The sequence below is a fragment of the Nocardioides marmoraquaticus genome, assembly GCF_054777915.1.
Genome location: NZ_BAAHAA010000024.1, coordinates 1 through 13,518 on the forward strand (window position 1 = coordinate 1; position 13,518 = coordinate 13,518).

The following is a 13,518-nucleotide window of genomic DNA, read 5'->3' on the forward strand; positions in this document are numbered from 1 at the left end:
CGACTTTTGGCACACTGTTGAGTTCTCAAGGATCAAGCGCACACCCAGCAGACGAGCCTCACGACCCCGCCAGGGACAACCTGACAAAACTTACCGGTCCGACCCCACCCAGTCAAACCCGGGTGTCGGGCTCCGACCCCGCCGATCCGGCCCGACCTGGTGGTCAGGAGCTCCGGCCCGGAAGGGCACTGAGGTGACCGCGTCGGATAATCGTGCGGGTGTCGCTCCCGGGGGCCGTCCGCCCGGCCTCTCGGCCTTGCGTCCCGCCGCACTCCCTGGCGACAGAGGAAACACTAGATCGGGCTCCGGGGCCGCTCCAAATCGGCCGTCCGTGGCCCCGGTCACAGCGCGATCTAACGCAGGTCAGGGCGCGCTGGCCCCCGTCGTGCGCACGCCCGCGAGCCGCTTCTTGCCGCGCCGCAGCACGAGCCACGACCCGCCGAGCAGCTCGTGCTCGCCGGGCACCAGGTCGGGGTCGGTCACCCGCTCGTTGTTGAGGTAGGCACCGCCCTCGGCGACCGTGCGCCTCGCCTCGCCCTTGCTGCCGGCGAGGCCGGACGCCACGAGGAGGTCGACGTACGACGTGCCGGGGGCGGCCTCGATCGAGCCCGCCTCCCCCAGCGCCGCCGCCAGCGTCGCGGCGGGCAGCTCGCGCAGGTCACCCCCGCCGAACAGCGCCTGCGCGGCGGCCTTCGCGTGGTCGGTCTCCTCGGCCCCGTGCACCAGGGTGGTGACCTCGTCGGCCAGGCGCCGCTGGCCGGCGCGCTTCCAAGGCTCTTCGGCGGTCTGCCGCTCGAGCTCCTCGATCTCCTCCCGGCCCAGGAAGGTGAACACGCGCAGCAGCTCGCCGACCTTCTCGTCCTCGACGTTGAGCCAGAACTGGTGGAAGCCGTACGGCGAGAGCATGTCGGGGTCGAGCCACAGCGCCCCGCCCTCGGTCTTGCCGTACTTGGTGCCGTCGGACTTGGTGAGCAGCGGCGTCGCGAACGCGTGCACGCGGCCGCCGTCGGCGCGGCGTACCAGCTCTGCGCCGGCGGTGAGGTTGCCCCACTGGTCGGAGCCACCGAACTGCAGCGTCACGCCGTGGTCACGGAAGAGGTTGAGGAAGTCCCACGACTGGAGCAGCACGTAGCTGAACTCGGTGTAGGAGATGCCCGACTCGAGGCGACGGCTGACGACGTCGCGGGCGAGCATCCGGTTGACCGGGAAGTGCTTGCCGACCTCACGCAGGAAGTCGATCGTCGACAGGCTCGCGGTCCAGTCGTAGTTGTTGACCATCGTGGCGCCGGTCGGGCCGTCGAAGTCGAGGAACGGCTCGATCTGCCCGCGCACGCGCTCGACCCACGCCTTGACGGTGTCGAGGCTGTTGAGGCTCCGCTCGCCGGAGTCGCGGGGGTCACCGATCATGCCGGTGGCACCGCCGACCAGGGCGTACGGCACGTGTCCGGCCTCCTGCAGCCGTCGGGCCGTCAGCACCTGGACGAGGTGGCCCATGTGCAGGCTCGGGGCGGTGGGGTCGAACCCGACGTAGAAGCGGACGCCGCCCTCGGCGAGCGCCTCGCGCAGGGCGTCGCGGTCGGTCGAGTGGGCGATGAGGCCGCGCCACTCCAGGTCGTCGAGCAGGTCGGGTCGGTCCGTGGTCACGGCTGCCAGTCTGCCGCAGGCGTCGCGCCGCCCGACCACGTGGCGGTCGGGTCGTCCGGGGGTGAACGCGGAGCGTGGCCGAAGCCACGGTGCACAGCCGCACACCGGTCCTTTACCGTCGGTTAGGCAAGCCTTACCTAATCCAATCCACTCATCTCGGGAGTGCCGACATGTCGCCGTCCACCAGTCCACCGCGCACCGGCCTGCTCGACCAGGCCGGGGCGGCCGACCTCCCGGCCGCGCTCGACCTCGTCCGCGACACCCTCGTCGACACGTTCGCAGGCGTCACCCGCCCGTACGCCGGCACCACCGTCGAGCAGGCGCGACGGATCGTCGACGGGGTCGACCTCGACTCCCCCGTCGGTGACCTGGCCGCGGCGCTGGACGAGCTGCGGACGACGTACCTCGACCACACCGTCTGGGTGCACCACCCCCGCTACCAGGCCCACCTCAACTGCCCGGTCGCGCTGCCCGCGGTCGTGGCCGACGTCGTCGCCTCGGTCGTCAACACCTCGATGGACACCTGGGACCAGAGCGGCGCCGCCACCCTGGTCGAGCAGCGGTTGGTCGGGTGGGTCGGCGAGCGGATCGGCTTCGGGCCGGGGTCCGGCGGCACCTTCACCAGCGGCGGCACGCAGTCGAACCTGCACGGCCTGCTGCTCGCCCGCGAGGCGGCCCGGGCGGCGGGCACGGACCCCCGCCGCTGGTGCGTCGTCGTCCCCGAGCACGCGCACTTCAGCGTGCGCCGCGCGGCCCACCTGCTCGGCATCAGCCCGACCACGGCCGCCGGCGCCACCACCGACGGCGTCGTGCCCGTCGCCTGCGACGAGCAGGGACGGGTCCAGCCCGGCGCGCTCGACCGGGCGCTGCGGGGGGCACGGCTGCGCGGGCTCGTCCCCGTCGCCGTCGTCGCCACGGCCGGCACCACCGACCTCGGCGCGGTCGACCCCCTCGACGCCGTCGCCGACGTCGCGGCCCGCCACGACACGTGGCTGCACGTCGACGCGGCGTACGGCGGCGGGCTGCTGCTCTCCCCCGCCCGGCGCCACCTGCTCGCCGGGATCGAGCGTGCCGACTCCGTGACCGTCGACCTGCACAAGACGTGGTTCCAGCCGGTCGCGTGCAGCATGCTCCTGGTGCGCGACGCCGCCACGCTGGTGCGCCACCACGCCGACTACCTCAACCCGGCTCCCGGCTCCCGGGCCGACGACGAGGACGCAGCACCCGACCTGGTCGACCACAGCCTGCAGACGACCCGTCGCTTCGACGCGCTCAAGCCCTGGCTCACGCTGCGCGTGCTCGGGGCCGACCACCTGGGCCGGCTCCTCGACCGGGTCTGCGACCTGGCCGCGGCCGCGCGGGAGGAGCTCGCGGCCGACCCCGCGCTCGAGGTGGTGACGGGCACCGACCTGTCGACGGTGGTGTTCCGCTTCGTCGCCTGCGCCGACGAGGTCGCCGACGAGGTCAACGACGCCGCCCGTGCCCGGCTGGTCGCAGACGGCGCGGCGAGCGTCGCCCGGACCCGCCGCCACGGCCGCACCTGGCTCAAGCTCACCCTGCTCGACCCCGCCACCACCCTCGACGACGTCCGTGACGTCGTCGGACTGGTCACCGGGCTGGCGCACGAGGAAGCGCGCGCCCGGGTGCTGGAGGTGGCCCGGTGACGGCCCCGACGAGCACCCACGACCTGGTCGGCATCGGCGTGGGCCCCTTCAACCTCGGGCTGGCCTGCCTGGCCGCGCCGCTCGAGCTCGACACCGTCTTCCTCGAACGGCGCGAGGAGATCCGCTGGCACGCCGGGATGATGCTCGACGACGCCGTGCTGCAGGTGCCGTTCCTCGCCGACCTCGTCACGCTGGCCGACCCGACGTCGGCGTACTCGTTCCTCGCCTGGCTCAAGGAGACCGGGCGGCTCTACCCGTTCTACGTGCGCGAGTCGTTCTACCCGCTGCGGCGCGAGTACGACGCCTACTGCCGCTGGGCGGCCGAGCGCGTGGGGAGCGTGCGCCTGGGCCAGGAGGTCGTCGCCGTACGACGCCGCGAGGACGAGGGCGGGGCGACGTACGAGGTGGACGCCGTCGACACCCGCGACGGCACCCCCGTCACGCGGCACGCCCGCCGGCTCGTGCTCGGGGTCGGCAGCACGCCACGGCGGCCAGCGGCGGCGGCCCGCCTGCGCGGCTCGGTGTGGCACAGCAGCGACTACCTGCACGTGCGCGAGCGACTGCTGACGGTCGACGACGTGACCGTGGTCGGCAGCGGCCAGAGCGCGGCGGAGGTCGTGCGCGACCTGCTGCTCGCTCCGGGCAACGAGCGGCGGCGGGTGCGGTGGCTGACCCGCTCGCCGCGCTTCTTCCCGCTGGAGTACACCAAGCTCACCCTCGAGCTGACCTCACCGGAGTACAGCGCGCACTTCCGCTCGCTGCCCGGCGACGACCGCGACGCGCTGCTGCGCTCGCAGGCCGGGCTCTACAAGGGCATCAGCGCCCCGCTGGTCGACGAGCTGCACGACCTGCTCTACCGCCGCGCGCTCGACGACGTGCCGAGACCGCAGCTCGTCGCCGACAGCGAGCTGCTCGACGGGCACAGCACCGAGCGCGCGCACGTGCTCCGGTTCCGCCAGGGCGGCACGGGCGAGGAGTTCGAGGTCACGACCGGAGCGGTGGTGCTGGCGACCGGCTACGACCAGCCGTTCCCGGGCTTCCTCGACGGCGTCCGCGACCACCTGCGCCTCGACGCCCGGGGGCGCCTCGACGCCCGCGGCGACTTCTCGGTCGACCAGCGGGGCGGCGAGGTCTTCGTGCAGAACGCCGAGGCCCACAGCCACGGCTTCGTCGCGCCCGACCTCGGCATGGGCGCCTGGCGCAACGCGGCCATCCTCGAGCGGGTGCTCGGGTGGGCGCCGTACGAGGTCGAGCGACGCACCACCTTCCAGGAGTTCGGCGTGCCGAGCGACGCGCGCCGGGTGGCGCCGCGGATGGGGGCGGTGTCGTGAGCGCGGCCGCCGTCCTGGGACGGCTCGCCCACCGACCGGTCGTGCCCCACGCCGACGCCGCGCTGCTGCACGCCTGGGTGACCCACCCCAAGGGGGCGTTCTGGGAGATGGCCGACGCCGACGTGGCCGCCGTGCGGGCGGCGTACGCCGACATCGACGCCGCACCGCACCACCGCGCCGACCTCGGCACCCACGACGGTGAGCCGGCCTTCCTCTTCGAGCGCTACGACCCCGCCCACGACCCCGTCGGCGAGCACCTCGCGACGGGGCCCGGCGACCTGGGGATGCACCTGCTGACCGCACCGACCGACCGGCCCGTCCCCGGCTTCACCCGCGCCGTCATGCGGCACGTGCTCGCCGCCTGCTTCGCCGACCCCCGGGTCGAGCGGGTCGTCGTGGAGCCCGACGTGCGCAACGCCGCCGTACGCCGCCTCAACGTCGCGGCCGGCTTCACCGAGCTGCGGGCGGTCGACCTCCCCGGCAAGCGGGCGCAGCTGTCGACCTGCACCCGCGCCGACTTCGACAGGAGCGACCGATGACCACGGCCCCACCCGACCTCTCCCCCAGGCTCCTCGACCACCTCACCGCCGAGCGCATGCAGCGGGCCCACCGGACGCAGTGCGCCAAGACGCTGGCCGAGCTCTCGCACGAGCGGCTGCTGCGACCGCGGCTCGCGGCGGGCGACCCGGCGTCGCCCGAGGGGGCCGACTGGGAGCTCGACGCCGACCACCCCCGGGTCGGCTACCGCTTCCGCGCCCGGGTGCTGACCGGCGAGCACTGGATCGTCCGGCCGGCGTCGGTGCGACGTGTGGTCGCCGGCGAGGTCGAGGCACCGGACGCCCTGCAGCTCGTGCTCGACCTGCGCGAGGCCCTCGGGCTCACCGACGCCGTGCTGCCGACGTACCTCGAGGAGGTCGCCAGCACGTTGGCCGGCCGGTGCCGCAAGGACGACCCCGCGGCACCGACCTCGGCCGCACTGGTGCGCGCGTCCTTCCAGGAGGTCGAGGCGGCGATGACCGAGGGGCACCCCTGCTTCGTCGCCAACAACGGCCGGGTCGGCTTCGACGTCGTCGACGTCGCGGCGTACGCCCCGGAGGCGGGGCCGCTGCTGCGGCTGCAGTGGCTGGCCGCCCACCGCGACCACACGCGGCTGACCCACGTGCCGGGCCACGACGAGGCGACGCTGTACGCCGACGAGCTCGACGCCGAGGTGCGCTCCGACTTCGACCGGCAGCTGCGCGACCGGGGGCTCGACCCCGCCGACTACCTGCTGCTCCCGTGCCACCCGTGGCAGTGGCGCCACAAGGTCGCGGTGACCTTCGCCCCCGAGGTGGCGGCGGGCCTGCTCGTGCCGCTCGGCGAGGGGCCCGACACCTACCAGCCGCAGCAGTCGATCCGGACGTACTTCAACCGCAGCCGCCCCGAGCGGCGCTACGTCAAGACCGCGCTGTCGGTGCTCAACATGGGCTTCATGCGCGGGCTGTCCGCGGCCTACATGGAGGCGACGCCGCTGATCAACGAGGTCGTCGACGGCATCGTCTCCGGCGACCCGACGCTGCGTGCCCACGGGTTCGCGGTGCTGCGCGAGGTCGCGGCGGTCGGGTTCCGGCCGCCCTCGCAGACGGCGGCGGGGCCGTCGCCGTACACCAAGATGCTGGCCGCGCTCTGGCGCGAGAGCCCGGTCGACCGGGTCGGCCCCGGAGAGCGGCTGGCGTCGATGACCTCGCTGCTGCACGTCGACCGCGACGGCGTGCCGCTCGCGGCCGAGCTGGTGCGTGCCTCGGGGCTGGACCCCGAGGAGTGGGTGCGGACCTACCTGCGGGCCTACCTCGTGCCGGTCGTCCACGCCCTGGTCGCCCACGGGCTGGTCTTCATGCCGCACGGCGAGAACGTCGTGATGGTGCTGCGCGACCACGTGCCGGTGCGCGTGCTGATGAAGGACATCGGCGAGGAGGTCGCGATCTGCTCCCCCACGACGCCGGTGCCTGCGGGTGCCGAGCGGATGCGCGCCGACGTGCCCGACGAGCAGCTGGTGCTGGCGGTCCACGGCGACGTCGTCGACGGGTTCCTGCGCCACCTCGCCGGCCTGCTCGACGACGCCGGGGTGCTCCCCGCGACCCGCTTCTGGGCGGTCGCGGTCGAGGTGCTGCAGGAGCACCGGGCCGGGCACCCGCACCTCGCGCCCCGGCTCGACGAGCTCGACCTGCACGCTCCCGAGGTGCCGCTGATGTGCCTCAACCGGCTGCAGCTGCGCGACAACCGCCAGATGGTCGACCTCGCCGACCCCGGCAGCGCGGTCGTGCTCGCGGGTGTGCTGGTCAACCCGCTCGCGGGGTGACCCGACTGGACCAGCTGACCGCCTCGTGAGGCACCGCTGCGGTCTGTCGGTGGGCGGGGTTACCGTCGGCCGTCCGCACCACCTCGGGAGTCGCCATGACCCGCACCGCCCGTCCCCGCACCGCCCGTCCCCGCCGCGGCGGCCCCGCCGCCGCGCTCGTGGGGCTGCTCACCGCCGCCCTGCTGCCGTGGGCCGCCCCCGCGGGCGCGGCCCCGGCGGGCTCCGCGGGCGTCGGTGACCCCTACTTCCCGCGGGCCGGCAACGGTGGCATCGACGTGCGGCGCTACGACCTGCGCCTCGACTACGCCCCACCCGCCCCGGGCGCGCGCCTCGTGGGCCGGCTCTCGGGCGACGCCAGGATCTCGCTGCGGGCGACCAAGGCCCTCGGCTCCTTCCACCTCGACCTGCGCCGGCTCCGCGCGTCGTCCGTGCGCGTCGACGGCACGCCGGCGCGCTTCCGCCAGTCGGCCGGCGAGCTGGTCGTGACGCCCGCCCGCGCGCTCGCCGCCGGCAAGCGGGTCGTGGTCCGCGTCCGCTACGCCGGCAGGACGGGTCGGCCCCAGGACAGCACCGGCTCGCTCTACGGCTGGGTGACCACCTCCGACGGCGCCGTCGTGGCCAACGAGCCCGACGGGGCCTCGACCTGGTTCCCGGCCAACGACCACCCGACCGACAAGGCGACGTACCGCTTCTCGGTGCGGGTGCCGCGCGGCACCACCGCCGTGGCCAACGGCCTGCTCGAGTCGCGTCGCAGCACGCGTGCCCACACCACCTGGGTCTGGGACGCGCCCGACCCGATGGCCTCCTACCTCGCCACCGCCACCATCGGCGACTTCGACCTGCGTCGGTCGACCGCCGACGGGGTGCCGGTCATCGACGCCGTCGACCGCGACCTCCCGGCCGGCGCCGACGACGGCCTCGAGCGCACGGGCGACATGCTGACGCTGTTCTCCGACCTGCTGGGTCCCTATCCGTTCGTGGCCTACGGCGGCATCGTCGACGACGACCCGCTCGGCTACGCCCTGGAGACGCAGACCCGCTCGCTGTTCACCGGCGGCGCCGACGAGTCCACCGCCGCCCACGAGCTCGCCCACCAGTGGCTGGGCAACGACGTCGGTCCGGCGCGCTGGTCCGACATCTGGCTCAACGAGGGCTGGGCGACCTACCTCGAGTGGACCTGGTCGGGGCACGTCGGCGAGACCACCCCGCAGGAGTCCTACGAGGCCGTGATGTCGCGCCCCGCCAACGACGACTTCTGGAGGACCGTCGTCGCCGACCCGGGCCGCGACGAGATGTTCTCCGAGCCCGTCTACCTCCGCGGCGGCGCGACGCTGCACGCCCTGCGACGGCGCGTCGGCGACGACACCTTCTGGCGGATCGCCCGCGCCTGGGTCTCGACGTACGCCGGACGTACCGGCTCGACCGCCGACTTCGTACGGCTCGCCTCGCGCGTCTCCGGCGAGGACCTCACCGGCTTCTTCGACACCTGGGTGCGCCGCGGGGTCAAGCCCGCGGGCTGAGTCAGTCGCTCTCGCCCGGGGCCGCCGCGCGCGGCGAGCGGACGTAGCGGCTGACGGTCGGGTCGCCCCCGGCCCACCACCGCCACGGCCGGTCGGCGGCGTACCGGAGTCCGACGCGGGGGCCCTGCTCCACCGTGCTCGGGGCGGCCCCGGGTTGCAGCAGGCCGGCGAGGTCGAGCCCGTCGTGGGGGCGCTGCAGCGCCAGCGCACGGCACAGGCACGCCGGACCACGGGCGAGGTCGCGGTCGCGCACCCCCGGGCGTCTCTCGCGGGCGAGGTCGAACCCGGCGACGACCTCTCCGGCGCGGAGCAGCACCGCACCCGGGACCCCTTCCGGGCCGGTGACGACGTTGGCGCAGAAGTGCATGCCGTAGGTGAAGTAGACGTAGAGCCGCCCGGGCGGGCCGTGCATCGTCGCGTTGCGCGGGGTCGGACCGCGGAAGGAGTGCGACCCGGGGTCGTCGGCGCCGCCGTACGCCTCGACCTCGGTCAGCCGCACGGTCACGCCGGCGTGGGTCAGCAGTGCGCCCAGCAGCCGGGGCGCGACCTCGGCCGGGTGCGGGTCACCCGGGTGCAGGCCTTGCCGGGTGGTGCTCAGCCCAGCCACGCCCGGTGGGCCGCGGCCGCCTCGCGCAGCTCGGCCAGCTGCTCGCGGACTCGTGCGGGGGCGGTGCCGCCGCGGGAGTCGCGCGAGGCCACGGAACCCTCGACGGTGAGCACCTCGCGCACGGCGGGCGTGAGCGCCGGGTCGATCGCGGCCAGGTCGTCGTCGGAGAGCTCGTCGAGCCCGCAGCCGAGCTCCTCGCAGCGGCGTACGCACGCCCCGGCGAGCTCGTGGGCGACCCGGAACGGCACGCTCTGGCGCACCAGCCACTCGGCGACGTCGGTGGCCAGGCTGAAGCCCTGCGGGGCCAGCGCCGCGAGCCGCTCGGTGTCGAAGGTCAGGGTCGCGGCCTGGCCGGTGACCGCAGGCAACAGCACCTCGAGGGTGTCGACCGCGTCGAAGACCGGCTCCTTGTCCTCCTGCAGGTCGCGGTTGTAGGCCAGCGGGAGCGCCTTGAGGGTGGCGAGGAGGCCGGTCAGGTCGCCGATCAGGCGACCCGCCTTGCCGCGGGCGAGCTCGGCGATGTCGGGGTTCTTCTTCTGCGGCATGATGCTCGACCCCGTCGAGAACGAGTCGTGCAACCGCACGAAGCCGAACTCGTGGGTCGCCCAGACGATGACCTCCTCGGCGTGCCGGCTGACGTCGACGCCGACCATCGCCAGCACGAACGCGAGCTCGGCGACGAAGTCGCGAGAGGCGGTGCCGTCGATCGAGTTGGCCACCGAGCCGGTGAAGCCGAGGTCGCGGGCGACCGCCTCGGGGTCGAGGCCGAGGCTCGACCCGGCGAGCGCGCCGGCGCCGTACGGCGACTCGGCGGCGACGCGGTCGTCCCAGTCGCGCAGCCGGTCGACGTCGCGCAGCAGCGGCCACGCGTGCGCCATCAGGTGGTGCGAGAGCAGCACCGGCTGCGCGTGCTGCAGGTGGGTGCGACCCGGCATGACCGCGCCGAGGTGCGCCTCGGCCTGCCCGGCGAGCGCGTCGACCAGGTCGAGCACCATCGCGGCGACGATGCGGGCGTGGTCGCGCAGGAACACCTTGAACAGGGTGGCGATCTGGTCGTTGCGGCTGCGGCCGGCGCGGAGCCGCCCGCCCAGCTCGGGCCCGACCTTCTCGAGCAGCGCCGCCTCGAGGGCGCCGTGGACGTCCTCGTCCTCGGGCCGGGGCCGCAACGTGCCGTCGGCGACCTCGGCGTCGAGCGCGTCGAGCCCGTCAAGCAGGCCCTGCAGGTCGGCCTCGGTCAGCAGGCCCGCGGCGTGCAGCACACGGGCGTGGGCGCGGGACCCGGCGAGGTCGTAGGAGGCGAGCCGCCAGTCGAAGTGGGTGCTCCTCGACAGCGCCTCGAGCTCGGGACTCGGCCCGCTCGCGAACCGCCCGCCCCACAGGCTGCCCTCGTTGGTTCCCCGCTGCTCGCTCACGCGGGCCATCCTCCCAGGGGTGAGCCGTGGTCGTGGGCCCCGCCCCTTCGTGGCTCGCTCCGCTCGCACCTCAGGGACCGGAGCCCGCTCGCTCCGCTCGCACCTCAGGGACCGGAGCCCGACTCGCTCCGCTCGCACCTCAGGGACCGGGTGTCCAGGTGGTCGAGGTGCCCGAGCCCCTGGGCGAGGGCCTCGAGACCCGGTGACACGGCTGCTGTGGTCTCGACAGGCTCGACCGACGACGGAGGTGAGCGGGTAGGTCACCGGGTCTCGCGGCTCGGGCCTGGCGGCCCTCACACCTCGACCAGCCCGGGCAGGGCGAGGGCCTCGAGATCCGGTGACACGCCTGCCGTGGTCTCGACGGGCTCGACCGGCAAGCAGGGGCTAGTTGAGGGCGCGGCCGACAGCGCGGGCGCGGATGTCGGGGGCGGCGAGGCGCTCGGCGTTGGCGGCGAGGTCGTCGGACTCGGTCTGGGACTCCACCTCCGCGGCGACACGGGTGCGGTAGGCCTCGACCTCGTCGTTGATGCGCTGCTCGTCCCAGCCCAGCACCGGCGCGACGATCGCGGCGGCGTCGTCGGCGCACGCGACACCGCGGTCGTCGGCCTCGATCGAGATCCGGGTGCGGCGCGAGAGCAGGTCGTCGAGGTGGAGCGCGCCCTCGTGGCTGGCGGCGTAGCGCAGCTCGACCTTGAGGTACTCCTCGGCGCCCGGCAGCGGCTCGAGCAGCGAGCGGTCCTCGCTCGCGCAGTCGAGCACCTCGCGGATGAGCGAGCCGTAGCGCTCGAGCAGGTGGGTGACGCGCCACGTCGGCAGGTCGAGCTCGCGGGAGAGCCGGTCGACCTGGTTCGTCATCGCCTGGTAGCCCTCGGCGCCGACGAGCGGGATGTGGTCGGTCACCGAGTCGGGCACGCCGCTGGGCAGGTCGACGCGCGCGGCGTCGACGGCGTCCTCGGCCATCACGCGGTACGTCGTGTACTTGCCGCCGGCGATCGAGATCAGTCCCGGCTGCGGGCGGGCGACCGCGTGCTCGCGCGAGAGGTTGGAGGTCGCCTCGCTCTCACCGGCCAGCAGCGGCCGCAGCCCGGCGTAGACGCCCTCGATGTCGTCGTGCGTCAGCGGCGTCACCAGGACCCGGTTGACGTGCTCGAGGATGTAGTCGATGTCGGCGCGGCTCGCGGCAGGGTGGGCGAGGTCGAGCTCCCAGTCGGTGTCGGTGGTGCCGATGATCCAGTGGGTGCCCCACGGGATCACGAAGAGCACCGACTTCTCGGTGCGCAGGATGACCCCGGTCTCGGCGTTGACCCGGTCGCGCGGCACCACGATGTGGACGCCCTTCGAGGCACGCACGTTGAACTGGCCGCGGCCCCCGGCCAGGGTCTGGATCTGGTCGGTCCACACGCCGGTGCAGTTGACGACGACGCGGGCGGACACGTCGGCCTCCTCCCCCGTCTCGACGTCGGTGACGGTGGCGCCGACGATGCGCTCGCCGGCACGGGTCAGGCCGGTGACGCGGGCGCTGGCCAGCACGGTCGCGCCGTACGTCGCCGCGGTGCGGGCGACCGCCATCGTGTGGCGCGCGTCGTCGGCCTGGGCGTCGTAGTAGAGCAGCGCACCGACGAGGGCGTCCTTGCGCATGCCGGGGAAGAGCTTGAGCGCCTTGGTGCGGCTCAGCTGCTTGTGGCCCGGCACCGAGCGGGCGCCGCCCATGGTGTCGTAGAGGGTGAGGCCGGCGGTGACGTAGGGGCGCTCCCAGACGCGGTGCGTCAGCGGGTAGAGGAACGACACCGGGCGCACCAGGTGGGGCGCCAGGCGGGTGAGCATCAGCTCGCGCTCGCGCAGCGCCTCGCGCACCAGCGAGAAGTTGAGCTGCTCGAGGTAGCGCAGCCCGCCGTGGAAGAGCTTGGAGCTGCGCGACGACGTGCCGGAGGCGAGGTCACGCTGCTCGACCAGGGCGACCTTGAGCCCCCGGGTGGCCGCGTCGAGCGCCACACCGGCGCCCGTCACCCCGCCGCCGATGACGAGCACGTCGTAGTCGCTCTCGCTCAGCGAGCGCCAGCCCTCGGCTCGCTCGTCGGGTCCGAGGCGTGCGGGCTTGAGCATGAGGGAGTCCTCTCGAGGGGGTGCGCGCGATGGCCACTCCTTGTTACCCCATCGCGCGTCCCCTCCCAACCCGCTCGACTCCCCGATCCGGGGCAGGCGGCCGGGCGGCCCGGTGTGCGAAGATGCGAGCCGGTGTGGCCCGGGTCACATCGTCGATCGTCGAGACGGAGGTCCGAACCGTGCTGACCGACATCTTCATCCCCGAGGTCCTCGGGACCGCGACCCTGCTCCTGCTCGGGTGCGGCGTCGTGGCCAACGCCCTGCTGCCGAAGACCGGCGGCAACGGCGGCGGCTACCTGATGATCAACTTCGGGTGGGGCCTCGCCGTCTTCGCCGGCGTCTACGTCGCCTACAAGTCCGGCGCGCACATCAACCCGGCCGTGACCATCGGGCTGCTCGCCTCGGGGCAGGAGTTCACCGTCGGGGAGGTGGCCACCTACCTGTCCGCGCAGCTGATCGGCGCCTTCCTCGGCGCCTGCCTCGCGTGGGCGGCGTACAAGAAGCACTTCGACGACCCCGACGCCGACCCGGGCGCCAAGCTCGGGGTGTTCTCGACCGGCCCAGCCATCCCGGCGGCGCCGTGGAACGTCGTGACCGAGGTGATCGGCACGTTCGTCCTCGTCTACGTCATCGTCGCCTTCGGCTCGACGCCGAGCGGTCTCGGCCCGCTGGCCGTCGCCCTGCTGGTCGTCGGCATCGGCGCCAGCCTCGGCGGGCCGACCGGCTACGCCATCAACCCCGCCCGTGACCTCGGCCCTCGCATCGCCCACGCCCTGCTGCCCATCCCGGGCAAGGGATCGAGCAACTGGGCCTACTCCTGGGTGCCGATCGTCGGCCCGCTGGTCGGCGGGGCGCTCGGTGGCTTCGTCGCCGCCCTCGTCGGCTACCCCGCCGCCTGA

10 protein-coding genes are annotated in these 13,518 nt (G+C 74.1%); 6 read left to right on the plus strand and 4 right to left on the minus strand.

Going from position 1 to position 13,518, the window contains the following annotated elements; translation table 11 throughout:
* Window positions 1–363: 363 nt before the first annotated feature.
* Window positions 364–1,644, minus strand: a complete 1,281-nt coding sequence (tyrS, locus tag ACYU8I_RS15555; RefSeq protein ID WP_460842521.1) for a tyrosine--tRNA ligase — start codon at window positions 1,642–1,644, stop codon at window positions 364–366.
* A 170-nt stretch (window positions 1,645–1,814) separates the two neighbouring features.
* Here tyrS and ACYU8I_RS15560 point away from each other — a divergent pair, with 170 nt between their 5' ends.
* The 5 genes from ACYU8I_RS15560 (at window position 1,815) to ACYU8I_RS15580 (ending at window position 8,497) form a co-directional block, all read left to right on the plus strand.
* Window positions 1,815–3,308: a pyridoxal phosphate-dependent decarboxylase family protein gene (locus ACYU8I_RS15560; RefSeq protein WP_460842523.1), complete on the plus strand. Its 1,494-nt coding sequence runs from the start codon at window positions 1,815–1,817 to the stop codon at window positions 3,306–3,308.
* Window positions 3,305–4,639 (plus strand): lysine N(6)-hydroxylase/L-ornithine N(5)-oxygenase family protein, encoded by a 1,335-nt coding sequence (locus tag ACYU8I_RS15565; protein WP_460842525.1) that lies wholly within the window; start codon window positions 3,305–3,307, stop codon window positions 4,637–4,639. The genes ACYU8I_RS15560 and ACYU8I_RS15565 overlap by 4 nt, the downstream gene beginning before the upstream one ends.
* Entirely contained in the window at window positions 4,636–5,178 is a 543-nt protein-coding gene (locus ACYU8I_RS15570; RefSeq protein WP_460842527.1) for a GNAT family N-acetyltransferase, read from the plus strand. The genes ACYU8I_RS15565 and ACYU8I_RS15570 overlap by 4 nt, the downstream gene beginning before the upstream one ends.
* The gene (locus ACYU8I_RS15575; RefSeq protein ID WP_460842529.1) at window positions 5,175–6,977 is read left to right on the plus strand and encodes an IucA/IucC family protein; all 1,803 of its coding nucleotides are present in this window, start codon (window positions 5,175–5,177) and stop codon (window positions 6,975–6,977) included. Before ACYU8I_RS15570 ends, ACYU8I_RS15575 begins: the two co-directional genes overlap by 4 nt.
* 95 nt (window positions 6,978–7,072) lie before the next feature.
* On the plus strand, window positions 7,073–8,497 hold the full coding sequence (locus ACYU8I_RS15580) for a M1 family metallopeptidase (protein ID WP_460842531.1): 1,425 nt from the start codon (window positions 7,073–7,075) through the stop codon (window positions 8,495–8,497).
* 1 nt (window position 8,498) lies between these two features.
* On the opposite strand, the gene ACYU8I_RS15585 is transcribed toward ACYU8I_RS15580, so the two are convergent.
* The 3 genes from ACYU8I_RS15585 to glpD form a co-directional block, all read right to left on the minus strand.
* Complete coding sequence (locus ACYU8I_RS15585; protein WP_460842533.1) at window positions 8,499–9,104, minus strand: DNA-3-methyladenine glycosylase; 606 nt, start codon at window positions 9,102–9,104, stop codon at window positions 8,499–8,501.
* A complete protein-coding gene (argH, locus tag ACYU8I_RS15590; protein WP_460842535.1) occupies window positions 9,092–10,516 on the minus strand; it encodes an argininosuccinate lyase in 1,425 nt (474 codons plus the stop codon). Before argH ends, ACYU8I_RS15585 begins: the two co-directional genes overlap by 13 nt.
* Window positions 10,517–10,900: 384 nt before the next feature.
* Window positions 10,901–12,619: a glycerol-3-phosphate dehydrogenase gene (glpD, locus tag ACYU8I_RS15595; RefSeq protein WP_460842537.1), complete on the minus strand. Its 1,719-nt coding sequence runs from the start codon at window positions 12,617–12,619 to the stop codon at window positions 10,901–10,903.
* A gap of 179 nt (window positions 12,620–12,798) precedes the next feature.
* Here glpD and ACYU8I_RS15600 point away from each other — a divergent pair, with 179 nt between their 5' ends.
* Window positions 12,799–13,518 carry an MIP/aquaporin family protein gene (locus ACYU8I_RS15600; RefSeq protein ID WP_460842539.1) on the plus strand — a complete coding sequence of 240 codons (720 nt, stop codon included), beginning with the start codon at window positions 12,799–12,801 and terminating at the stop codon, window positions 13,516–13,518.

Bases quoted from the DNA above. Each gene is read 5' to 3' on its own strand.
- glpD (WP_460842537.1), bottom strand. From the start codon at position 12,619: ATGCTCAAGCCCGCACGCCTCGGACCCGACGAGCGAGCCGAGGGCTGG.
- ACYU8I_RS15560 (WP_460842523.1), top strand. From the start codon at position 1,815: ATGTCGCCGTCCACCAGTCCACCGCGCACCGGCCTGCTCGACCAGGCC.
- ACYU8I_RS15580 (WP_460842531.1), top strand. From the start codon at position 7,073: ATGACCCGCACCGCCCGTCCCCGCACCGCCCGTCCCCGCCGCGGCGGC.
- ACYU8I_RS15575 (WP_460842529.1), top strand. From the start codon at position 5,175: ATGACCACGGCCCCACCCGACCTCTCCCCCAGGCTCCTCGACCACCTC.